The 23,340-nt window shown below is 64.9% G+C and carries 17 protein-coding genes and 2 tRNA genes; 8 read left to right on the top strand and 11 right to left on the bottom strand.

From position 1 onward, the window contains the following. Positions 1 to 53 precede the first annotated feature (53 nt). The 7 genes from LQF09_RS11505 to LQF09_RS11475 all read right to left on the bottom strand — a co-directional run bounded on the left by LQF09_RS11505 (position 54) and on the right by LQF09_RS11475 (position 8,164). A tRNA-Leu gene (locus LQF09_RS11505) sits at positions 54 to 138 on the bottom strand. 101 nt (positions 139 to 239) lie between these two features. Next, positions 240 to 809 (bottom strand): DUF2946 family protein, encoded by a 570-nt coding sequence (locus tag LQF09_RS11500; RefSeq protein WP_270068009.1) that lies wholly within the window; start codon positions 807 to 809, stop codon positions 240 to 242. Between the two features lie 32 nt (positions 810 to 841). Next, a complete protein-coding gene (nadC, locus tag LQF09_RS11495; RefSeq protein ID WP_002927095.1) occupies positions 842 to 1,687 on the bottom strand; it encodes a carboxylating nicotinate-nucleotide diphosphorylase in 846 nt (281 codons plus the stop codon). Between the two features lie 70 nt (positions 1,688 to 1,757). Next, on the bottom strand, positions 1,758 to 3,290 hold the full coding sequence (locus LQF09_RS11490) for an NAD(P)H-hydrate dehydratase (protein WP_270068008.1): 1,533 nt from the start codon (positions 3,288 to 3,290) through the stop codon (positions 1,758 to 1,760). A 60-nt stretch (positions 3,291 to 3,350) separates the two neighbouring features. After that, positions 3,351 to 4,898, bottom strand: coding sequence for a SpoVR family protein (locus LQF09_RS11485; RefSeq protein WP_002927089.1), 1,548 nt, complete (start codon positions 4,896 to 4,898; stop codon positions 3,351 to 3,353). After that, positions 4,895 to 6,175 (bottom strand): YeaH/YhbH family protein, encoded by a 1,281-nt coding sequence (locus tag LQF09_RS11480; RefSeq protein ID WP_002927087.1) that lies wholly within the window; start codon positions 6,173 to 6,175, stop codon positions 4,895 to 4,897. Before LQF09_RS11480 ends, LQF09_RS11485 begins: the two co-directional genes overlap by 4 nt. Before the next feature lie 66 nt (positions 6,176 to 6,241). Then, a complete protein-coding gene (locus LQF09_RS11475; RefSeq protein ID WP_270068007.1) occupies positions 6,242 to 8,164 on the bottom strand; it encodes a PrkA family serine protein kinase in 1,923 nt (640 codons plus the stop codon). Positions 8,165 to 8,528: 364 nt separating this feature from the next. On the opposite strand from LQF09_RS11475, the gene tig reads away from it, so the two are divergent. The 6 genes from tig to LQF09_RS11445 all read left to right on the top strand — a co-directional run bounded on the left by tig (position 8,529) and on the right by LQF09_RS11445 (position 14,929). Then, positions 8,529 to 9,833, top strand: coding sequence for a trigger factor (gene tig / locus LQF09_RS11470; RefSeq protein ID WP_002927083.1), 1,305 nt, complete (start codon positions 8,529 to 8,531; stop codon positions 9,831 to 9,833). 20 nt (positions 9,834 to 9,853) lie between these two features. Beyond that, positions 9,854 to 10,492 (top strand): ATP-dependent Clp endopeptidase proteolytic subunit ClpP, encoded by a 639-nt coding sequence (gene clpP / locus LQF09_RS11465; protein ID WP_002927081.1) that lies wholly within the window; start codon positions 9,854 to 9,856, stop codon positions 10,490 to 10,492. 17 nt (positions 10,493 to 10,509) lie between these two features. After that, positions 10,510 to 11,778 (top strand): ATP-dependent Clp protease ATP-binding subunit ClpX, encoded by a 1,269-nt coding sequence (gene clpX, locus LQF09_RS11460; protein WP_002927079.1) that lies wholly within the window; start codon positions 10,510 to 10,512, stop codon positions 11,776 to 11,778. Positions 11,779 to 11,886: 108 nt separating this feature from the next. Then, positions 11,887 to 14,316, top strand: coding sequence for an endopeptidase La (gene lon, locus LQF09_RS11455; protein ID WP_002927077.1), 2,430 nt, complete (start codon positions 11,887 to 11,889; stop codon positions 14,314 to 14,316). Between the two features lie 223 nt (positions 14,317 to 14,539). Beyond that, entirely contained in the window at positions 14,540 to 14,812 is a 273-nt protein-coding gene (locus tag LQF09_RS11450; protein ID WP_002927069.1) for an HU family DNA-binding protein, read from the top strand. Positions 14,813 to 14,853: 41 nt separating this feature from the next. Continuing rightward, positions 14,854 to 14,929: transfer RNA gene (locus tag LQF09_RS11445), tRNA-Val, on the top strand. Between the two features lie 91 nt (positions 14,930 to 15,020). On the opposite strand, the gene LQF09_RS11440 is transcribed toward LQF09_RS11445, so the two are convergent. Further along, positions 15,021 to 17,927 (bottom strand): crotonase/enoyl-CoA hydratase family protein, encoded by a 2,907-nt coding sequence (locus LQF09_RS11440; protein WP_270068006.1) that lies wholly within the window; start codon positions 17,925 to 17,927, stop codon positions 15,021 to 15,023. A 200-nt stretch (positions 17,928 to 18,127) separates the two neighbouring features. Here LQF09_RS11440 and LQF09_RS11435 point away from each other — a divergent pair, with 200 nt between their 5' ends. Then, the gene (locus LQF09_RS11435) at positions 18,128 to 18,664 is read left to right on the top strand and encodes a PadR family transcriptional regulator (protein ID WP_270068005.1); all 537 of its coding nucleotides are present in this window, start codon (positions 18,128 to 18,130) and stop codon (positions 18,662 to 18,664) included. Position 18,665: 1 nt separating this feature from the next. Here the strand turns inward: LQF09_RS11435 and LQF09_RS11430 are convergent, their stop codons facing one another. From LQF09_RS11430 to dbpA, 3 genes are all read right to left on the bottom strand, one after another. Further along, positions 18,666 to 19,502, bottom strand: coding sequence for a DUF429 domain-containing protein (locus LQF09_RS11430; RefSeq protein WP_270068004.1), 837 nt, complete (start codon positions 19,500 to 19,502; stop codon positions 18,666 to 18,668). A gap of 80 nt (positions 19,503 to 19,582) precedes the next feature. After that, on the bottom strand, positions 19,583 to 20,503 hold the full coding sequence (locus LQF09_RS11425; protein WP_270068003.1) for a histone deacetylase family protein: 921 nt from the start codon (positions 20,501 to 20,503) through the stop codon (positions 19,583 to 19,585). A 25-nt stretch (positions 20,504 to 20,528) separates the two neighbouring features. After that, positions 20,529 to 21,947: an ATP-dependent RNA helicase DbpA gene (gene dbpA / locus LQF09_RS11420; protein WP_002927059.1), complete on the bottom strand. Its 1,419-nt coding sequence runs from the start codon at positions 21,945 to 21,947 to the stop codon at positions 20,529 to 20,531. Positions 21,948 to 22,167: 220 nt separating this feature from the next. Here dbpA and LQF09_RS11415 point away from each other — a divergent pair, with 220 nt between their 5' ends. After that, a complete protein-coding gene (locus tag LQF09_RS11415; protein WP_002927057.1) occupies positions 22,168 to 23,340 on the top strand; it encodes a M20 aminoacylase family protein in 1,173 nt (390 codons plus the stop codon).

Here is a 23,340-nt window from a genome sequence, read left to right as displayed (position 1 = left end):
AGGATGCTGATCGACTTTCTGGCTGAGAGACTCGCGGCCGAACGGCCGGGAGATGGTGCCTTGGGCGAGACTCGAACTCGCACGGCTTTCGCCACTACCCCCTCAAGATAGCGTGTCTACCAATTTCACCACCAAGGCATTCGTGATCAGCAGCGGGTCTTGTTCGAGGGATGCTGCAAGCGCTGCTGTACGAGGGCGCGGACTATAGCCTTGATGCCCGGGCTACGTCAACAGGCCGATCAGACCGATCGTTCGTCGCTGCCGGGCTGCGGATCGAGTCGAAAGCCGAAGCGGGCGGGCAGCTCCGTGCAGCTGCAGGGCTCGACAGGCAGACCGCGCCAGGTCAGCGCGATGCGGGTGTCGCCACCGATGCAGGCAAGCAGCGCGTCCTCGCTGGGAAGCCTGCTGTCTGTATCGAGCATCTCGGTGATGAAGGCGGCGAGGTCGCGATCGTCAACGGTACCGGGGCCGGCATCGGTGGCGAGGACGATGTGGCCTTCCTCGTCGATGCAGACAGGGGGCTGCGCCTGCACTCGGCGCCCGGTGTGGTCGATCATGCTGCCGTCTCGTTCCAGGCGCAGCACCAGCGGTGCGCGCTCGAGACGGACGTAGACGCGCTGTGGGCCGTTGTTTACAAGCCAGTTGCCCGTTGCGTCGCAGGTGTAGTTGGCGTTGAGGAATGCGTTGAGTCCGGGGTGGGTGATGCGCTCGTCGCGCAAGCGCCATTGCCCGCGGGCGTCGAGCGCAAGCCATCCGTAGCAGGCTGGAACGGACGGCCAGTGCAGAGCGTCGGTTGCAGGGGCAGGCATGGGCGCCTCGTCGTCCGGTCTCAACCTGGTGTTCAGTCCTCGATGTGGCGCAGCGACAGGTCGAGTGCGCGCACGTCCTTGGTCAGCGCCCCGATCGAGATGCGGTCGACGCCCGTCTCCGCGATCGCGCGCACGCGCTCCAGGCTGACACCGCCGGAAGCTTCGAGTTCGGCACGGCCGGCGTTGATCGCCACGGCAGTGCGCATGTCGTCGAGGCTCATGTTGTCGAGCAGGATCATGTTCACCCCAGCGCCGAGGGCTTCCTCCAACTGCTCAAGGGTCTCGACCTCGACCTCGATGAAGACGTTCGAGGGTGCGATGCTGCGTGCTTGCTCGACCACCTCGCGGATGCCACCGGCCGCAATGATGTGGTTTTCCTTGATCAGGATGCCGTCGTAGAGGCCGACGCGGTGATTGGTGCCGCCACCGATTGCGACCGCGTATTTCTGCGCGAGCCGCAGCCCGGGTAGCGTCTTGCGCGTATCGACGATCTTCGCCTGCGTGCCCTCGATGGCATCGACGAAGCGGCGTGTCACCGTTGCCGTGCCCGACAGCAGCTGCAGGAAGTTGAGTGCGGTGCGCTCCGCGGTGAGAAGGACGCGTGCTCGCGCGATGATCTCGCACAGCGTCTGGCCGGGCTCGACGCGGTCACCATCGCGCACATGCCAGTGCACCACGGCCGCCGGGCTGAGTGCGGCGAAGGCGGCATCGAACCATGCCGTACCGCAGACGATGGCATGCTCGCGGGTGATCACTCGCCCGCGGGCCTCGGTGTCGGGGGCGATCAGGCGCGCGGTGAGGTCGCCAGTGCCGATGTCCTCGGCGAGCGAGGCGGCAACGTTGCGCTGGATTTCGACGCGGAGTTGTTCAGAAAGCATGTGATCGACCAAGACTGGAAACGGGTGAAAATTCTAGCACCGGCAGACGGGCTGCCGATGCCTTGCCAAGTCAGCGCAGCGGGCGCACGGCCGCCTGGCGCGGGTCGCGCTGTGCCTCGATCAGCCAACCGTTGAAGACGCCGCGTGCGGCGTCGATGGTCTCGCTCGCGGTAAGCCCAACCGGACCGATGCCTTCGCGCGCGAGGCGGTCGGCGGCGGCACCGTGCAGATGCACCGCGGCCATCAGGCCTGCTTCGGTGGGCCAACCCTGGGCAAGCAGGCCGACAGTCAGTCCGGTAAGGACGTCGCCCATGCCGGCGCTGGCCATCCCCGAGTGACCGCTGCCGTTGATGAACCAGCGCCCGTCTGCGGTGGCGATGATGCTGCCGCAGCCCTTGAGCACGACCAGCGCCTGGTGGCGGCGGGCGAGCTCGATGGCGGCGCTGAGGCGGTTTGCCTGCACGCTGGCCGTGTCGCAGCCGAGCATGCGCGCAGCCTCGGCCGGGTGCGGGGTGAGCACGGTGGGCGCGGCGCGCGTGTCGAGCGCCTTCGCCAGCGCGGGGTCTGCGCCGACGAGGTTGAGCGCATCGGCGTCGAGTACGAGTGGTATGTCGCGCCGCAGCGCCGCTGCCAGCAGGGCGGTGGAGGTGGTGTCGGTGCCAAGCCCGGGGCCCACTGCCATGGCGCTCAGGCGCTCGGGCACCTCTGTGGCCTGGCGCAGCATCAGCTCGGGATGTACGAGGTCGACGGCAGGGCCATCCGGATCCGCCAGGCCCACATAGACCCGGCCGGTTCCCAGCCAGAGCGCGGCACGGCCGGCGAGCAGTGCGGCACCCACCATGCCGGTGTTGCCGCCGACGATGGCGGCATCGCCGTAGAGGCCCTTGTGCGAGTTGCGCGGCCGCGGCCTCAGCATGTGGCGGAACAACGAGGGGGCGATCGCGTGGCCGTGTGGTTGGAGCCAGGCCGGGGCGTCGATGTCGATGCGCTGCACGCTGATCTCGCCGCAGTAGTCGGGGCCGTCGAGTGTGAGCAGGCCGGGCTTGAGGGCGATGAAGGTGGTGGTGTGCGTGGCGCAGAAAGTGGTGCCCATGGGCTGGCCGGTGTCGGCGTCAAGTCCGCTCGGCACGTCGAGTGCCATGCGCGGGCCGGGTTGGGCGTTGAGCGTGTTGATCCAGCTCGAGTAACGGCCTTCGATCGGGCGGCCGAGACCGATGCCGAACAAGGCATCGACCACCAGGGCCCAGCCATTGGCGGGCGCAGCGGGGAGGTCGGAGACAACCGTGCCACCTGCTGCGAGGTAGTCGGCATGCGCTTTGGCGGCCTCGGCCGGGAGTTTGTCGGCGGGACCGGCGAAGGCGACGATGACCTCTCGTCCCGCCTGCGCGAGCTGGCGTGCCATGACGAAGCCGTCACCGCCGTTGTTGCCGGGGCCGCAGGCGATCAGGATCGGGCCCGGTCGGTCCATGATCAGGCGCACCGCATCCTCTGCAGCGGCGCGTCCGGCGCGTTCCATCAGGGGTGGGCGTGCGCTCGGAATGAGCTTGTTCTCGATCGCGCGGATGCCGGCGACCGGGTAAATGGGGCGCAAGGGGCTGAACATGCGAAGACTCCCGGAAAGTTGCCCGGATTCTACGCCGTTCGCGGCCGCATGCAGCCGCGCTCAGTTGCCGTTGCGGCGCCGCTCGGCGCGGATTTCATGCTTGAGTTCGATGTTGCCGTCCTCGTCCACGGATTCCAGGCGCACGGTGAAGCCCCAGAGCCGAGCCAGGTGGCGCATGACCTCGTCGGTGCTGCCTCCCAGCGGCCGGCGGCGGTGAGGCTGATGGCGCAGGGTGAGCGAACGGTCGCCGCGCAGATCGACGTTCCAGGCCTGGACGTTGGGCTCGCGTGCGCCAAGGTTGTACTGGTCGGAGAGGATCTCGCGCACACGGCGGAAGCCGCTGTCGTCATGGATGGCCGAGACTTCCAGCTTGTCCTGGCGGTCGTCGTCGAGTACCGCGAACATGCGGAAATCGCGCATCACCTTCGGCGACAGGTACTGGGCGATGAAGCTCTCGTCCTTGAAGTTGCGCATCGCAAAGTCGAAGGTGTCCAGCCAGTCGCTGCCCGCGATTTCGGGGAACCAGCGCCTGTCCTCGTCGTCGGGGTGCTCGCACATGCGGCGGATGTCCTGCCACATCGCAAAGCCGAGCGCATACGGGTTGATGCCGTTGAACCAGCGACTGTTGTAGGGCGGCTGGTACACGACGTTGGTGTGCGACTGCAGGAACTCCAGCATGAAGCTGTCGGCCAGCAGGCCTTCGTCGTAGAGGTGGTTGAGCAGGGTGTAATGCCAGAATGTGGCCCAGCCCTCGTTCATGACCTGGGTCTGGCGCTGCGGGAAGAAGTACTGCGCGATCTTGCGCACGATGCGTACGACCTCGCGCTGCCAGGGTTCGAGCAGCGGTGCGTTCTTCTCGATGAAGTAGAGCAGGTTCTCCTCCGGCTCGGGCGGGAAGCGGGGGGCTTCGCGCGGGCCGCTGCGGGTGTCATGGGCAGGCAGCGTGCGCCAGAGGTCATTGACCTGTCCCTGGAGGTATTCCTCGCGCTCCTGCTGGCGCAGCTTCTCCTTGGCCAGCGACAGCTTGGGCGGGCGCTTGTATCGGTCCACGCCGAGGTTCATCAACGCATGGCAGGAGTCCAGCAGCAGTTCCACTTCCTCTTCGCCATGGCGCTGCTCGCATTCGCTGATGTAGTTCCGTGCAAACACCAGGTAGTCGATGATCGCGTCGGCGTTGGTCCATGTGCGGAACAGGTAGTTGCCCTTGAAGAAACTGTTGTGGCCGTAGGCCGCGTGGGCGATCACCAGGCCCTGCATCGTCAGCGTGTTCTCCTCCATCAGGTAGGCGATGCAGGGGTTGGAGTTGATGACGATTTCGTAGGCCAGACCCATCTGGCCGCGCTTGTAGCCCTTCTCGGTGGAGAGGAAGTGCTTGCCGAAGGACCAGTGGTGGTAGTTGACCGGCATGCCCACCGAGGCGTAGGCATCCATCATCTGTTCGGCGGTTATGATCTCGATCTGCACCGGGTACAGATCGAGCCGGTAGGCGGCCGCCACGCGCGCGATCTCCGCGTTGTAGCGCTCGATTGCTTCCGCGGTCCATTCGGAGCCTGAGGGCAGGGGGGGCTTGCGTGCGGGCGCTTTCGCTCTGGAGGTCATGGTGGTCATGCGATCGTCTTCTTGAACAGTTCGCGAAACACCGGGTAGATGTCAGCCGGCGACTCGATGCGCTGCATGGCGAAGTTGTCGTGCTCGGCACCGAGGCGGGCATACTCGCGCCACAGGTTCTGCGGCTCGCCAGCGGTGATTTCGACGTAGGCAAAGTACTGGCACCAGGGCAGGATCTCATTTGCCAGCAGCCGGCCGCACACTGGAGAGTCGTTGTCCCAGTTGTCGCCGTCCGAGGCTTGCGCACCGTAGATGTTCCACTGCCCGTTGGCATACCGCTCGCGCACGATGTCGCGCATCATCACCAGTGCACTCGATACCACCGTGCCGCCGGACTCGCGGGAGTGGAAGAATTCGTCCTCGTCGACTTCCTTGGCGACGGTGTGGTGGCGGATGAAGACGACTTCGATGTGCTCGTAGGTCCGGGTAAGGAACAGGTAGAGCAGCATGAAGAAGCGCTTGCCTATGGACTTGCGCTCCTCGTCCATGGAGCCCGACACGTCCATCACGCAGAACATCACCGCCTGGGTGGTGGGGCGTGGCACCTTGATGCGGTTGTTGTAGCGCAGGTCGAAGCTGTCGATGAAGGGGATGCGTTCGACCTTGGCGCGTAGCGCGGCGAGTTCCTCGCGCAGGGCGCGCAGCGTGTCTTCGTCGCTGTCCTCATCTGCCTCCTGGCGGGCCAGTGCATCGTCTAGGGCCTCCTGAAGCTGGCGAATGCGTGCGGCGTAGGGCGAGCCGAGCGCAAGCCTGCGGCCAAGCGCGCCGCGCATCGAGCGGATGATGTTGATGTTGGCAGGCACGCCGTCGGACTTGAAGCCGGCGCGCTGTGTCTTGTAGTCGGTGACCTTGGCAAGCTGCGTGCGGATCAGGCGTGGCAACTCGAGGTCCTCGAAGAAGAGTTCGAGGAACTCCTCGCGCGAGAGCTGGAACACGAAGTCGTCCTCATGTTCGCCCTCGTTGCTGGCCTTGCCCTTGCCCGAGCCGTCTCCGCCCCCACCGAGCGGCCTGTTGATGCGGTCGCCGCTGCTGAACTGGTCATTGCCCGGGAAGATCTGCTCCCAGACACCGCCACGGCCGTGATGAAGGGACGGCTCGGCCAGGTCGCGTGCGGGGATCGAGACCTCTTCGCCGTTGTCGAGATCGCGGATCGAGCGCCCCTGGATGGCACCGCTCACCGCCTTGCGGATCTGTTGCTTGAAACGGCGCATGAAGCGCTGGCGGTTGACCGCGCTCTTGTTCTTGCTGTCGAAGCGTCGATCGATGATGCGGACCATGTCTCCTCCCCGTATCACGCAAGAGGCGGGCGGGGCGTCAAGCCCCGCTCCGCCCGGCCGGCAACGTCAGGATGACTTGCGAACGCGCAGGTACCATTCGCACAGCAAGCGCACCTGCTTCTCGGTGTAACCCTTGTCGATCATGCGGTCGACAAAGTCCTGGTGCTTCTTCTGCTCGTCGGCGCTGGCCTTGGCGTTGAAGCTGATGACCGGCAGCAGGTCCTCGGTGTTGGAGAACATCTTCTTCTCGATCACCGCGCGCAGCTTCTCGTAGGAGGTCCAGCTCGGGTTGCGGCCGTCGTGCTTGGCGCGGGCGCGCAGCACGAAGTTCACCACCTCGTTGCGGAAGTCCTTCGGGTTGCTGATGCCGGCCGGCTTCTCGATCTTCTCCAGCTCCTCGTTGAGCGCGGCGCGGTCGAGGATCTCGCCGGTGTTGGGGTCGCGGAACTCCTGATCCTGAATCCAGAAGTCCGCGTAGATCACATAGCGATCGAAGATGTTCTGGCCGTATTCGGAGTAGCTCTCGAGGTAGGCTGTCTGGATCTCCTTGCCGATGAACTCGGCGTAGCGCGGCGCGAGGTATTCCTTGATGTAGCCGAGATAGCGCGCCTCGGTCTCGGCAGGAAACTGCTCGGCCTCGATCTGCTGTTCGAGCACGTACATCAGGTGCACCGGATTGGCGGCGACCTCGCGGTGGTCGAAGTTGAAGATCTTCGACAGCGCCTTGAAGGCAAAGCGGGTGGACAGCCCGGTCATGCCCTCGTCGACGCCCGCATAGTCGCGGTACTCCTGGTAGCTCTTTGCCTTGGGGTCGGTGTCCTTGAGGTTCTCGCCATCATAGACGCGCATCTTGGAGAAGATGCTCGAGTTCTCGGGTTCCTTGAGGCGCGACAGCACGGCGAACTGGGCCATCATCTTCAGGGTGTCGGGCGCGCACGGCGCTTCGGACAACGAACTGTGCGCCAGCAACTTCTCGTAGATGCGCATCTCGTCCGACACCCGCAGGCTGTAGGGCACCTTGACGGTGTAGATGCGGTCGAGGAAGGCTTCGTTGTTCTTGTTGTTCTTGAATGCCACCCACTCGGATTCGTTCGAGTGGGCCATTACGATGCCGTCGAACGGGATCGCGCCGAATCCTTCGGTGCCCTTGTAGTTGCCTTCCTGGGTGGCGGTAAGCAGTGGGTGCAGTACCTTGATCGGCGCCTTGAACATCTCCACGAACTCGAGCAGTCCGCGGTTGGCCAGGCACAGGCCGCCCGAGTAGCTGTAGGCATCCGGGTCGTCCTGCGAGTACTGCTCGAGCTTGCGGATGTCGATCTTGCCGACAAGCGATGAGATGTCCTGGTTGTTCTCGTCGCCCGGCTCGGTCTTGGCGACGGCGGTCTGGCGCAGTACCGAGGGGGTGAGCTTGACCACGCGGAAGCGGGTGATGTCGCCGTTGAACTCGTGCAGGCGCTTGACGGCCCACGGGCTCATGATGGTATTGAGGTAGCGGCGCGGGATGCCGAAGTCGCCCTCGAGGATGTGCGCGTCCTCGGCGGCGTTGAACAGCCCGAGTGGCGACTCATTGACCGGCGAGCCCTTGATGGCATAGAAGGGCACCTTTTCGATCAGGCTCTTGAGCTTCTCGGCGAGTGAGGATTTTCCGCCGCCAACAGGGCCGAGCAGGTAGAGGATCTGCTTCTTCTCCTCCAGGCCCTGGGCGGCGTGGCGGAAGTAGGACACGATGTTCTCGATGACCTCTTCCATGCCGTAGAAATCGCGGAAGGCGGGGTAGAGCTTGATGATCTTGTTGGAAAATATGCGCGACAGGCGGGGGTCGAGCCGCGTATCGACAAGCTCGGGTTCGCCGATGGCCGTGAGCATGCGCTCGGCGGCGGTCGCGTAAGCCATGCGGTCGGCGCGGCAGAGTTCGAGGTAGTCCTGGAGGGACATCTCTTCCTCGCGTGCAGCCTCATAGCGCGCCTGGTAGGCATTGAAGATGGTCATGGCGTCTCTCCTGTGCGAGCCAGGGCGGCGCGTATACAAGGTCCGGCCGCCATTTCGGATGGTTCAGCAGGGGGCCGTCTGCGCGGCCTTCGCCGGGGCATTGGACATGCCGACCGGGTCAGTAGATGAGAACAGTTCGGCGGGGGTGAGTTCCAGTCTGTGCGCGGCTTTTTTTCGCAGGAAGTGTGTCGCTTTTCTCACTCGCGATCACGCCTCCGGTGCGCCGCAGGGGCTGTGCTAGAATTCCGCTCTTCGTTCATCGTGTTCATGCTGGCGACGTTGCGAACGCAAGACTTTGCGGGTGCGCAAGCGCGACGGCCGTGACGCATTCATTGGCACTTATTGACTTCTCAGGATCGATTTAATGGAGCAGAACCAGGAAAACCCGAGCGCGCTGGAGCGCCGTATCGACATCACCGTCGCGCTGGCTGACATCGAGAAGGAGGTGGATGCACGCCTCAAGCGCATGGCGCGCACGGTGAAGATGCCGGGGTTCCGGCCGGGCAAGGTGCCGATGAAGATCGTGGCGCAGACGCATGGCGGCCAGGCCCGCGGTGAGGCCGTCGGTGCGGCGGTCGAGAAGGCGTTCGGTGACAAGGTGCGCGAACAAGGGCTGCGTGTGGCGGGCTACCCGCGCATCGAGCCCAAGGAGGCGCAGGGCGAGGGCGCGCTCGAGTTCAGCGCCGTGTTCGAGGTGTACCCCGAAGTCACCATCGGCGAACTGACCGGCCAGAAGATCGAGCGTCCGGTGCTTGCCGTCGGCGATGCCGAGGTCGACAAGACGATCGATGTGCTGCGCAAGCAGCGCACCACCTTCAGCGCGGTCGATCGTGCAGCCGCTGACGGTGACCGCGTTCTTATCGACTTCACCGGTCGCAAGGACGGCGAAGTGTTCGAGGGTGGTCAGGCCCAGGACTTCCCGTTCGTAATCGGTGCTGGCGCCATGCTCAAGGATTTCGAGACCGCTGTGCTCGGTCTCAAGGCGGGCGAGAGCAAGACCTTCGACATGAGCTTCCCTGCCGACTACCATGCCCAGCACCTGGCCGGCCAGGCGGTTCAGTTCGAAGTGACCGTCAAGGCGGTCGAAGAGGCCGTGCTGCCGGTGGTCGATGCCGACTTCGCCAAGTCGCTTGGCGTTGCCGATGGCGAGGTTGCCAAGCTGCGCGAGGAGGTCAAGGCCAATCTCGAGCGCGAGGTCAAGCGCCGCATCCAGGCTCGCGTCAAGGAGCAGGTGATGGAAGCGCTGATCGCTGTGACGCCGATCGAAGTGCCCAAGGCGCTGGTGCAGGCCGAGGCGCAGCAACTCGCTGAGAACGCACGTCGCGACCTCGAGATGCGCGGCCTCAAGACCAAGGACATCCCGGTGGATCCGTCCTGGTTCGGTGAGCAGGCCGAGCGCCGCGTCAAGCTGGGCCTGATCATGGCCGAGTTGGTCAAGGTCAACGAACTGCATGCCAAGCCCGAGCAGGTGCGCGCGCTGGTCGAGGAAATGGCGCAGAGCTACGAGGATCCCGCGGAACTCATGCGCTGGTATTACGCTCAACCCGAGCGTCTGGCTCAAGCCGAGGCGGTGGTCATCGAAGACAACGTCGTCGCCTGGGTCAGCAGCAAGGCTGATGCCACCGACAAGGAAGTGGCGTTCGACGAATTGATGGGCAACGCGGCTTAAAGTCGCAAAGGGTCTGACGAATGATGCAAGGAACACCCCAGCACAGCAGCGACTGGAACCCGGTCGGTCTCGGCCTGGTCCCGATGGTGGTCGAGCAGAGTGGTCGCGGCGAGCGCGCCTACGACATCTATTCGCGCCTTCTGAAGGAGCGGGTGGTGTTCCTCGTCGGCCCGGTGAATGACGTCACCGCCAACCTGATCGTTGCGCAGTTGCTGTTCCTCGAGTCCGAGAATCCGGACAAGGACATCTACTTCTATATCAACTCGCCCGGCGGTTCGGTCACCGCCGGCATGGCGATCTACGACACGATGCAGTTCATCAAGCCGAACGTCAGCACATTGTGCATCGGTCAGGCGGCGAGCATGGGTGCGTTCCTGCTGGCGGCGGGCGAGAAGGGCAAGCGCTACTGCCTGCCCAATTCGCGCGTGATGATCCACCAGCCGCTCGGCGGCTTCCAGGGCCAGGCCTCGGACATCGAGATCCATGCGCGCGAGATCCTCTACCTGCGCGAGCGCCTGAACGGCATGCTGGCCAAGCACACCGGCCAGAGCATGGAGCGCATCGAGAAGGATACCGACCGCGACAACTTCATGTCCGCCGCGGCCGCGGTGGAGTACGGTCTGGTCGACAAGATCCTCACCAGCCGCGACGACACCTGATTCAGGAGATTTTCCCAATGTCGGACAAGAAGGCAGGCAGCGAGAAGCTGTTGTACTGCTCGTTCTGCGGCAAGAGCCAGCACGAGGTCCGCAAACTCATCGCAGGCCCCTCGGTCTTCATCTGCGACGAGTGCATCGAGCTCTGCAACGACATCATCCGCGACGAGATCGTTGGCAAGTCCGACCCCGAGGGCGTCAAGGGCTCGCTGCCGACTCCGCGCGAGATCTGCCAGATCCTCGATCAGTACGTGATCGGGCAGGGGCAGGCGAAGCGCAACCTCGCGGTGGCGGTATACAACCATTACAAGCGCCTGCGCCATGTCGAGGCCAAGCAGGACGACGTCGAGCTGGCCAAGAGCAACATCCTGCTGATCGGGCCGACGGGTTCGGGCAAGACGCTGCTCGCGCAGACACTTGCCCGCCTGCTCGACGTGCCCTTCGTGATGGCCGACGCCACGACCCTGACCGAAGCTGGCTATGTCGGTGAGGACGTCGAGAACATCATCCAGAAGCTGCTGCAGAAGTGCGACTACGACGTGGACAAGGCGCAGCAGGGCATCATCTACATCGATGAGATCGACAAGATCTCGCGCAAGGCCGACAACCCTTCGATCACCCGTGACGTTTCGGGCGAAGGCGTGCAGCAGGCCCTGCTCAAGCTCGTCGAGGGCACGGTGGCTTCGATTCCGCCGCAAGGCGGGCGCAAGCACCCGAACCAGGATTTCATCCAGGTCGATACCACCAACGTGTTGTTCATCTGCGGTGGTGCCTTCGATGGGCTCGAGAAGGTGATCCGCAACCGTACCGAGAAGGTCGGGATCGGTTTCGGTGCCGAGGTGAAGAGCAAGGACACCAAGAGCCTTACCGACACCTTCCGTCAGGTGGAGCCGGAAGATCTCATCAAGTTCGGTCTCATTCCCGAGCTGATCGGCCGCCTTCCGGTGGTGGCGACACTCCAGGAACTGGATGAAGAGGCACTGATCCAGATCCTCGTCGAGCCGAAGAACGCACTGGTCAAGCAGTACCAGAAGCTGTTCTCGATGGAAGGCGTGGAGCTCGAGATCCGCCCCGCAGCACTGCACGCAGTGGCGCGCAAGGCCATCAAGCGCAAGACGGGGGCGCGCGGTCTGCGCTCCATCCTCGAGGCGGCCCTGCTCGACATCATGTACGACCTGCCGACGCTGGACGGTGTGGAGAAGGTTGTCGTGGACGAATCGACCATCGAGGAAGGTGGCAAGCCGCTCCTGATCTATGCTGATCAGCAGAAGGTGTCGGGAGCCAATTGAGGCTTGATGCCCCGCGCCTTGAGCGCGGGGCCTTTGTTGCAGCCCGCCACTTGAATTCCTGGGGCCCGCCCATAGATGAGCGGAACCCTTTCATGAAGGAAATAAAAAATGCCGGGTCCTGCTGACCTCCCCAAAGAAGCGATTGAATTGCCGCTGTTGCCCTTGCGCGACGTGGTGGTGTTCCCGCACATGGTGATTCCGCTCTTCGTCGGTCGTCCGAAGAGCATCAAGGCACTCGAGAACGCGATGGAGGACGGCAAGAGCATCCTCCTCGTCGCACAAAAGTCGGCCGCCAAGGACGAGCCTGCGGTCGAGGACCTGTATTCGATCGGCTGCATCGCCAACATCCTGCAGATGCTCAAGCTGCCTGATGGCACCATCAAGGTGCTTGTCGAAGGCGTGCAGCGTGCCCATATCGATTCGGTTAGCGACCTGCGCACCGTGTTCGTCGCCACCGCGCGTCCGGTCGTGCCGGTCGAGGCCGGCAACAACGAGCTCGAGGCCATGCGGCGCGCGATCATCGCGCAGTTCGACCAGTACGTTAAGCTCAACAAGAAGATTCCGCCGGAGATCCTCAGCTCGCTGGCTGGCATCGACGAAGCCGGCAGGCTTGCCGACACCATTGCCGCACATCTGCCGCTCAAGCTCGAGCAGAAGCAGGAAGTGCTGGAGATGTTCGATACCGCCGAGCGCCTCGAGCGCCTGCTTTCCCAGTTGGAGGGCGAACTCGACATCCTGCAGGTCGAGAAGCGCATCCGTGGACGCGTCAAGCGCCAGATGGAGAAGAGCCAGCGCGAGTACTACCTGAACGAACAGGTCAAGGCGATCCAGAAGGAACTCGGGGAAGGCGAGGAAGGTGCCGACTTCGAGGAAATGGACAAGAAGATCAAGGCCGCGGGCATGCCCAAGGAGGCGCTCGCCAAGGCCGAGGCCGAGTTCAAGAAGCTGCGTCTGATGTCGCCGATGTCGGCCGAGGCCACGGTGGTACGGAACTACATCGACACGCTTGTCGGTCTGCCCTGGAAGAAGAAGTCGCGCGTCAGCAAGGACCTGGCCGAGGCCGAAACGGTGCTCGACAAGGACCATTATGGCCTCGAGCGCGTAAAGGAACGCATCCTCGAGTACCTTGCCGTGCAACAGCGCGTGGACAAGGTCAAGGCGCCCATCCTGTGCCTGGTCGGACCGCCCGGAGTGGGCAAGACCTCGCTTGGGCAGTCGATTGCCAAGGCCACCAACCGCAAATTCATTCGCATGGCGCTCGGTGGCGTGCGCGACGAAGCCGAGATCCGCGGCCATCGCCGTACCTACATCGGCTCGATGCCGGGCAAGATCCTGCAGAACATGAGCAAGGTCGGGGTGAAGAACCCGCTGTTCCTGCTCGACGAGGTCGATAAGCTCGGCATGGATTTCCGTGGCGATCCGAGTTCCGCGCTGCTCGAAGTGCTGGACCCGGAGCAGAACCACACTTTCCAGGATCACTATGTCGAGGTCGATTTCGACCTGTCCGACGTGATGTTCGTTGCCACGGCAAACACCTTGAACATTCCTGCGGCGCTGCTCGACCGTATGGAGGTCATTCGTCTTTCGGGTTACACCGAGGATGAGAAGGTGAACATCGCCCAGCGTTATTTGCTGCCCAAGCAGATGAAGAACAATGGGCTCAAGCGTGACGAGCTGTCGGTCACCGAGGAAGCAGTACGCGATATCGTGCGTTACTACACGCGCGAAGCGGGTGTGCGTAGTCTCGAGCGCGAGATTTCCAAGGTGTGCCGCAAGGTGGTCAAGCAGTTGGTGCTGCGTAGCCGCAGCACGAAGGTCGTGGTCAATGCCAAGAACCTCGACAAGTTCCTCGGCGTGCGCAAGTACAGCTTCGGCATGGCGGAGAAAGAGAACCAGATCGGCCAGGTCACCGGCCTGGCCTGGACCGAGGTTGGCGGCGAACTGCTGACTGTCGAGGCCGTCCAGCTGCCGGGCAAGGGCAAGGTGGTCACCACCGGCAAACTGGGTGAGGTCATGCAGGAGTCGATCCAGGCGGCGTTGTCTGTGGTGCGCAAGCGCGCTCGGTCGCTCGGGATCGATCCCGATTTCTACCAGAAGAGCGACATTCACATCCACCTGCCGGAAGGGGCGATCCCGAAGGACGGTCCGTCTGCAGGTATTGCGATCTCGACGGCGCTCGTGTCCGTGCTGACTGGGATTCCGGTGCGTTGCGACGTTGCCATGACGGGTGAGATCACGCTGCGTGGCGAGGTCCTTGCGATCGGAGGCCTGAAAGAGAAACTTCTGGCTGCCGTCCGCGGGGGTATCCGCACCGCGCTGATTCCGGAGGAGAACGTGAAGGATCTCGCCGAGATTCCGGACATCATCAAGAACGCGATCGAGATCGTTCCGGTCAAGTGGATCGACCGTGTGCTCGAACTTGCGCTCGAGCGCAAGCCCGAGCCGCTGCCGGAAGGCGATGAGCCGGTGGCGCAGACCGGCGTGACCGGCGAGCATGCAGCGGGTGGATCGGCCGCAGCGAATCTGCGCGCGCACTGAGGCCCCTTGGAGGGGTGGTCGCGGGCCGCTCAGGCCCGCGTCTTCGAAGCCGCAATGTCCGCGAGGGCCTTGCGGCTTCGTCGTTGACAGCGTGGAATTGCGCGCGCTATAACGATCGCAGGTTTGCAAGCCCTGCCGTGCATCAGTGCGTCATGCTGCCCGACGGGCTGTCGGTTCGAGTCCATCGCAGTACCTGATCGCAGCATCCATTCGGAGGGTCCAAGTGAATAAACAAGAACTCATCACAAGCATTGCGGATAAGGCGTCGATGACCAAGGCGGATGCGGCGCGCGCACTCGATGCCACGCTCGCCTCGGTGTCCGAGGCACTCGAGCAAGGCGATACCGTGACCTTGGTCGGTTTCGGTTCGTTTTACGTCGGTGACCGCGCAGCAAGAACCGGACGCAACCCACGCACTGGCAAGAACATCAAGATCAAGGCAGCCAAGGTACCTAAATTCCGCGCTGGTAAAGGGCTCAAAGATGCTGTAAACTAGCAGGCTTTGCAGCTTCGTCATCTGCTCGATGGCGACAGCGCGGGTGCTTAGCTCAGTTGGTAGAGCGTCGCCCTTACAAGGCGAATGTCGGCGGTTCGACCCCGTCAGCACCCACCAGAACTTGCAGGGCCCGGGTATCCCCCGGGCCCTGCCATTTTCGGCTTCGGCTTCGGCTTCGGCTTCGGCTTCGGCTTCGGCTTCGGCGCGCTCAGTCCCTGAACGTCGGTGCCTGACGCGTCATCCCGGCGCGGATCGCAGCCTGCAGGTCTTCGGACATCAGCATTGCGGCGTTCCAGGTTGCAACACGGTCGAGACCGTCGGCGACGCTATGGTCGCGGGCGTAGTTGAGCATGTCCTTGGTGCCGCGGATCGCCAGTGGTGACTTGCTGGCGATTGCGTGGGCGATCTGCAGCACCCCCTCCAGCAGGGCAGAAGGGTTGTCGAAGACCCGATTGACCAAGCCGATGCGCGCAGCCTCCGCGCCGTCCACCTTGCGTCCGGTGTAGGCAAGTTCGCGCACCATGCCGTCGCCTATCAGGCGTGGCAGGCGCTGCAGGCTGCCGACGTCGGCGACCATGCCGAGGTCGATCTCCTTGACCGAGAACTTCGCGTCTGCCGAGCAGTAACGCATGTCGGCGCAGGCGACCAGGTCCACCCCGCCACCGATGCAGGCGCCGTGGATGGCGGCGAGTATCGGTTTGCGGCAGCGCTCAAGACTGCTCAGTGTGTCCTGGAGGTCGATGATGAGATTGCGCAGGTTCTCGCGCGTACGGGCCTCGCAAGCATCCTTCACGCTGGGCAGGATGCTCATCATCATTTGCAGGTCGATTCCCGCGCAGAAGTTGTCGCCTGCACCATGCACCATTGCCACACGCACCGCGGTCGTGCGGTCGACCCATTGCATCGCGGTGCGGATGTCGTGCCACATCTGCAGGTTCATCGCGTTCGCCTTGTCGGGGCGGTTCAGGGTTAGCACGGCCACCTTGCCTTCGATGGCGATGCGCAGGGTATCGAGCTGGGGCAGGGGGATGCTGCGGGTGGCCGCAGCACCAAGTTGGCCAGGCGTTGACGCTGCAGGGGTGAGTGCCGAGCTGTTCTCGATCGTCGCGGCCAGTTCCATCCCCTGCTTGATTGCGCGCTTGGCGTCGAGTTCGGCGGCGACATCGGCGCCACCGATCAGGTGCACCCGCATGCCGGCCTCGAGCAGGGTTGCCTGAAGTTCGCGTTGGGGTTCCTGTCCGGTGCACAGGATCACGTTGTCGACCGGAAAGATCTCGTCCTTGCCGCCGATCGTCACATGCAGGCCAGCGTCGTCGATGCGGTGGTAGGTGACGCCTGGGATCATCTTCACGCCGCGGTTCTTCAGCGCGGTGCGGTGGATCCAGCCGGTGGTCTTGCCCAGGCCCTCGCCGACCTTGCTGGTCTTGCGCTGCAGCAGCACAATCTCACGCGGGGCGGCTTCGAGTTGGGGCGTCATGAGCCCGCCGCGGCGCGCGTAACGTGCATCGATGCCCCATTCGGCAAAGAACTTCGATGCCTCCAGGCTCGGGCTCACGCCTGCGTGGCTGAGGTACTCGGCGACGTCGAAACCGATGCCGCCTGCCCCGAGGATGGCCACGCGGCGGCCGACGGGCTTCTTGTCCCTGAGTACGTCGAGGTAGCCGAGTACCTTGGGATGGTCCACGCCCTCGATGTCGGGCTGGCGGGGAACGATGCCGGTGGCGAGCACCACTTCGTCGAACTTCCCGGCCAACTCGGCGGCGGAGACACGGGTGTTGAGCTTGAGCACGACGCCGGTCTGCTCGATGCGACGGCCGAAGTAGCGTAGCGTCTCCGAGAACTCCTCCTTGCCGGGGATCTGCATCGCGATATTGAACTGCCCGCCGATGCGAGCCCCGGCCTCGAACAGGGTGACCTTGTGGCCACGTTCGGCTGCGGTGGTGGCGAAGGCCAGGCCCGCCGGGCCGGCACCGACTACCGCGATGCTGCGCGACGAGCTGGTGGGCTCGATCACCAGTTCGGTCTCGTGGCAGGCACGCGGATTGACCAGGCAGGAGGTCACCTTGCCGTTGAACGTGTGGTCCAGGCAGGCCTGGTTGCAGGCGATGCAGGTGTTGATGTCGGCGCCGCGCCCGGCGGCCGCCTTGTTCACAAAATCGGGGTCGGCGAGGAAGGGGCGGGCCATCGACACCATGTCCGCCTTACCCTCGGCAAGAATGCCTTCGGCAATCTCGGGTGTGTTGATGCGGTTAGTGGCGATCAACGGAATGCGGACGTGGTCCTTCAGCTTCTGCGTCACCCAGGCGAAGCCAGCGCGTGGCACACAGGTTGCGATGGTGGGGATGCGCGCCTCGTGCCAGCCGATGCCGCTGTTGATGAGCGTGGCACCGGCTGCCTCGATTGCCTGTGCGAGCTGAACGACCTCCTCGAAGTTCGAGCCGTCCTCGATCAGGTCCAGCATCGAAAGCCGGTAGATGATGATGAAGTCGCGCCCGAGGCGCGCGCGCGTTCGACGAACGATCTCGGTGGCGAAGCGAATGCGGTTCTCGTAGGGGCCGCCCCATTCGTCGCTCCGCTTGTTGGTGTGAGCGACGATGAACTCGTTGATCAGATAACCCTCGGAGCCCATGATCTCCACCCCGTCGTAGCCGGCCTCGCGGGCGAGCTCCGCGCAGCGCACGAAATCCTCGATCGTGCGCTCGACATCGGCGGCGGAAAGCTCGCGCGGTACGAACGGTGAGATCGGCGCCTGGATCGGGCTGGGTGCGACCAGCTCCGGGTGGTAGGCGTAACGGCCGAAGTGCAGGATCTGCATGGCGATCTTGCCGCCCTCGCGATGGACTGCATCGGTCACCACGCGGTGGCGGGTGGCTTCTTCCGACGTGGTCAGTGTGGCGCCGCCGCTCCATGGCCGGCCCTCGGCGTTGGGGGCGATGCCGCCGGTCACGATCAGGGCTACGCCGCCGCGCACGCGCTCGCCATAGAAGGCAGCCATGCGCTCGAAGCCACCCTCGGTCTCTTCCAGGCCGACGTGCATCGAGCCCATCAGGAAGCGGTTGGGCAGCGTGGTAAAGCCGAGGTCCAGGGGGCGGAACAGGTTCGTGTAGGTGGCCATCGTCTCGCTCGCATTCTTTATGGGTGGGGCTGGTTGCATGGGCGCGTCGTGAATGGCCCGCCCGCCAGAGGGGAGGGAGAAGCGTGCGGACCGCGGAGGTGTCACGGTACGCCTATGCAACCAGTTGCATTAATGTAGAAGATCCTGCTTAACCATGCAACGCGTTGCATGGTTTGCGATGCGGCGTTTAGACTCGCGCCATGTCGCTCTGCCACGCACTGCTCACTTCGCTGCTCGAACAGCCCTCGTCCGGCTATGAACTGGCACGGCGCTTCGACAAGTCCATCGGCCATTTCTGGCAGGCGACGCACCAGCAGATCTACCGTGAGCTGGGTCGGATGGAAAAGGCAGGCTGGATCCGATCCGACGCCGACCCCGACGCCGGCCGCACCCGCAAGCGCAGTTACACCGTGCTGCCCGCTGGTCGCGAGGAGCTGGCCCGATGGGCTGGCGAGGCTGGGCCCCTGCCTGAGTTGCGCGACGAGTTCATGGTGCGCCTGCGCGCCGATGCCGTGGCCGGACCGTTTGGCTTGCGCCCCGAGCTGGAGCGCCGTCGTTCGCTTCACGCCGACAAACTGCACGCCTACCGTGCCATCGAAGCGCGTGATTTTCCGCCCGAAGCCGAGCCCACGCGCCAGCGCCGCATCCACTACCTCATCCTCAGGGCCGGCATCCAGTACGAACAGAACTGGATCGCGTGGTACGACGAGGCGCTGCAGATGCTCTCCGAAGACTGAGCTAGCAGCCGGCGATCCATCCTTCCAGCGGGTCCATCCCGGCGGGTAGGCCGAACAGCGGCGGGCCCGCGCGCGCTGCGGCGGCTGCCTGCATCAGGGCGAGTGCGGCATCGAGCAGATCGCCGCTGGCGTCATCGATCAAGGCTTCGCGCTGTGTCCTTGTCGCATGCAGGCCGCCGGCATCGTCATTGCCGGCAACGCCTGCTGGTCGAGAACTCAGCGCATCGACGATGCCCTCCCGTGCCGCGCGCCGCTCCGCGGTCTGCTTGCGGCGCTCGTCGCTCTTGTACGACGCAGTGGTGGTGCGCCGGGCGAGCAGTCCGGGGTAGGCCTCGATGGCCACGCGCTGTGGGTCGCCGTCATGCAGGCCGGGCAGATGTACGCCTGCGGCGAGCAGGCGGGCTGCGCCTTCCAGGAACATCAGCCCCACCGGTGGGTTGACCAGCTTGAGTGGGCTGTGGGAACGCGCAGGCAGGTCTGTGGCACGGTGGGCGTAGCGCTGGCCGACGGGGCGTGACTCGCGGTAAGCGTCCAGTGCGGCGCGAAAGCCTGGCTTGCCGAGGTCTGCACAGTGGCGTACCAGTGCCGGCCAGACCTGCGGCCAGCCGAGGTCGATCACGGCTTCGCGTGGCAGGCCGAAGGGAAAGTCGAAGGCGCCCAGCCAGGGACCAGGGCGCGCCAGCACGGCTTCGAAGGAGGGCCAGTCCTCGCACAATTCGAAATGGTCGAGCGTCACACGCGCACCGGCCAGGTGGCCGTGGGCGACAGTGATCGGCTTGGCCCGGCGGGGCGCGGAGGTGAAGTCGACGCCGAGCAGCCTGAGCGTAGGTAGTGTCACGGGCAGTTTCCTGTTGAGTGTGCAGACCGGTCGGCCGGGTTGAAGCCATGGCTATGGCTGACGCAAGGGGCCGGACCGGCTCAGCGGCGCCCGCCGAAGATGCGCGCCGCGGTGTGCACGGTGTTGAAATGTACCGTCACCGTGTCCTCGATCGGCTGCGCATAGCCGCCTGCCATCGCCACCGCAACCGGCACGCCGGCTGCCCGGCAGGTGCCGAGTACGCGTTCGTCGCGGGTCTTCAGCCCTTCGATGCTGAGCGCCAGGCGGCCCAGGCGGTCGCCTGCGTAGGGGTCGGCGCCGGCGAGGTAGATCACCAGTTCGGGGCGCGCGTGGTTGAACACGGTGTCGAGCGCATCGTCGAGCGCGGCGAGGTAGTCCTCGTCGCCGGTGTCGTCGGCCAGTTCGATATCGAGGTCGCTCGCCTGCTTGCGGAAAGGGAAGTTCTTCGCGCCATGCAGGCTGCAAGTGAAGATCTCGGGTGAGTCGGCGAGGATGGTGGCGGTGCCGTCGCCCTGATGAACGTCGCAGTCGACGATGGCGACGCGGCGGACGCGGCCTTCGGCGCGCATCGCCAGTGCGGCGATGGCGGCGTCGTTGAACACGCAGAAGCCCGAGCCAAAGTCGCGGTGTGCGTGGTGGGTGCCGCCGGCCAGGTTGGCGGCGCAGGCGCTGCCGCCCTCGCCATCGAGCGCACTGCGGCAAGCAGCGAGCGTGGCTCCGGCCGAGCGGCGCGAGCGCTCGACCATCGCGGCAGTCCACGGAAAGCCGATGCGCCGCACCTCGACCGCGTCCAGCGTGCCGGCCGCAACCCTCGCCAGGTAGCCGGCGTCGTGGGCGCGCAGGATCTCGATGTCGCTCGCCGCGGCGGGCACGCGGAAGTCGTCTTCGGCAAAAAAACCGCTGTCGCGCAGGCGTTGGCGCAGCAGTGCGTATTTCTCCATCGGAAAGCGGTGCCCGTCGGGCAAGGGCAGGACGAAATGATCCGCGTAGTAGAGCTTCAAGATGACTGGCGTCCGGCTGAAGGGTTCAGATCTCGAGTGCGCGCACCTTCACCTTCTTTCCCTTGAGCTTGCCGGCCGACAGGCGACGGACCGCCTCGCCTGCGATCGCGCGCTCGACGGCGACATAGGTCGTCTGGTCGGTGACGGTGATCTTGCCCACCTGCTCGCGGCTGAAGCCAGCCTCGCCGGTGAGCGCGCCGAGCACGTCGGCGGGGCGGATCTTGTCCTTACGTCCGCCCAGGATCAGTAGCGTCACCATCGGCGCCGGCACGGGCAGGCTTTCGTCCTCGGGCAATTCGTCAAGCGCATGCCACTCGGGTTCGAAGCCCATGGCCTGTGCAATGCCTGAGATGCGGCGCTTGTCCGCGCTGCTGCACAGGCTCAGCGCCCAGCCGTCCTCGTCGCCGCGGCCGGTGCGGCCGATACGGTGGATGTGGATCTCGGGGTCGGGGGTAACATCGACGTTGATCACCGCTTCGAGCTGGGCAATGTCCAGCCCGCGTGCGGCGACGTCGGTGGCGACCAGCACCGAGCAACTCCGGTTGGCGAACTGGATCAGCACCTGATCGCGCTCGCGCTGCTCGAGTTCGCCGTTCAGGGCCAGGGCGGCGAAGCCTTGGGCGCGCAGCAGATCGACCAACTCGCGGCATTGCTGTCGCGTGTTGCAGAAAGCCAGCGCGCTGGCGGGGCGGTAGTGGCGCAGCAGGCGGGCGACCGCCTGCAGGCGCGCCGGATGCTCGATCTCGTAGAAGCGTTGGCGGATCTTGTTGCCCGCATGCTGCTCGAGCAGTTTCACCTCCTGTGGAGTGCGCAGAAAGCGTGCGGCCAGGGTGGCGATGCCTTCGGGGTAGGTGGCGGAGAACAACAGAGTCTGCCGTGCCGAGGGGCAGCGGCTGGCGATGAAGGCGATGTCGTCGTGGAAGCCCATGTCCAGCATGCGGTCGGCCTCGTCCAGCACCAGGGTGCTGAGCTCGTCAAGCACGAGGCTGCCGCGTTGAAGGTGGTCCATGATTCGTCCGGGCGTGCCGACAACAACATGGGCGCCGTGCTCCAGGCTGTCGCGCTGGGGCCGCATCGGCGTGCCGCCGCACAGCGGCAACACCTTTATGTTGGCTTCGAAGCGCGCCAGGCGGCGGATCTCCTGCGTGACCTGGTCGGCCAGCTCGCGCGTCGGGCACAGTACCATGGCCTGCACGGCGAGCTTGCGCACGTCCAGCCGGGCCAGCAGCGGCAGGGCGAAAGCTGCGGTCTTGCCGCTGCCGGTCTTGGCCTGGGCGATGAGGTCGTGCCCGGCAAGCGCAAGCGGCAGGCTGGCGGCCTGGATCGGGGTCATCGTGCGGTAGTCGAGCTGGCGGAGGGTGTCCAGCATCGCTGGGGCGAGTGGGAGGCTGTCGAAGGGCAGGTCGGAGGCCGCGGCGGGGAGCCCGGCGGAAGGGGTGGTCATCTCGTTCATGCGCAATTATCGGTCCTGAAGCGCGATAGTCAGCAGAAATGTTGCCGGGTCGCCAGTCTGCTGCCGCGGTTGCTGCAGGTGCGGGAACTTCGCCTGCGTGCCGGCTTCAGACCGCGAAAGCAAGGCAAAGTGCGCGCCGCGCAAGCCGCCGTCCCGTCCGCCTGTAATACACTCGGACACCCGCAACGACCCACAACGATACGGTGCAGCCATGAGCCTCATCGAAAGTGTACGCCCCCTTCAGGACAAGCTGACCGCCATACGGCGCGATATCCATGCCCATCCCGAGCTCGCCTTCGAGGAGCACCGCACGGCCGAGCTCGTCGCGCGCCAGCTCGAGGCGCTCGGCATAGAGGTTCATCGTGGCATCGGGGGTACGGGTGTGGTCGGCGTGGTGCGTGGCGGGCGTGGTCTGCGCGCGATCGGCCTGCGTGCCGACATGGACGCCCTGCCGATCACCGAGCGTAACGAGTTCGCACACAAGTCAACCGTACAGGGCTGCATGCACGCCTGCGGCCATGACGGCCACACCACGATGCTGCTCGGCGCGGCCGAGGCGCTGGCTGCGCGGCGGGATTTCGATGGCACGGTGTACCTGATCTTCCAGCCGGCGGAAGAAGGCGAGGGCGGGGCGCCGGCGATGATCGCCGACGGCCTCTTCGAGCGCTTCCCGATGGAGGCCGTGTTCGGCATGCACAATTGGCCGGGCATGGAGGCGGGAAGCTTCGCCATCCACAGCGGTCCGGTGATGGCGAGCGCAGACCGCTTCGATATTCGCTTCACCGGTGTGGGCGCACATGCGGCCATGCCGCATCTGGGGGTCGATCCCGTAGTGGCGGGTGCAGCCTTCGTGCAGGCCGCGCAGACCCTGGTCAGCCGGGTGCTCGACCCGATCGATGCCGGCGTGGTGTCGGTCACGCAGTTCCACGCCGGCGAGGCCTACAACGTGATTCCCGACCGCGCCGAGCTGTGCGGTACGGTACGCACCTTCTCCGCCGCGGTGCGCGACCGCCTGGAGCAGGGCTTGCGCCAGGTTGCCGAGGGCATCGCGCGCAGCCATGGCGTGGAGGTGGATTTCCAGTTCCGCCGCGGTTACCCGCCGACGATCAACACCGCCGCCGAGGCTGCGCTGTGCGCCGAGGCTGCGCGTGCGGTGGCGGGGCCAGAGCGCGTGTTCACCGACCGCCGACCGAGCATGGGTGCGGAGGATTTCGCCTACTTCCTGCAGGAGAAGCCAGGTGCCTATGTGTGGATCGGTAACGGCCCGGGTGAGGGTGGCTGCATGCTGCACAACCCGCATTACGACTTCAACGACGGGGTGATGCCGGCGGGCGTTGCCTATTGGTGCGAGCTGGCGCGGCGTCTGCTCGGCAACGCGAAGTGA

Source organism: Thauera sp. WB-2 (genome assembly GCF_027594845.1).
Classification (GTDB): domain Bacteria; phylum Pseudomonadota; class Gammaproteobacteria; order Burkholderiales; family Rhodocyclaceae; genus Thauera; species Thauera mechernichensis.
The sequence above is the reverse complement of the archived record's forward strand: the minus strand, read 5'-3'. Positions and strand labels throughout refer to the sequence as shown.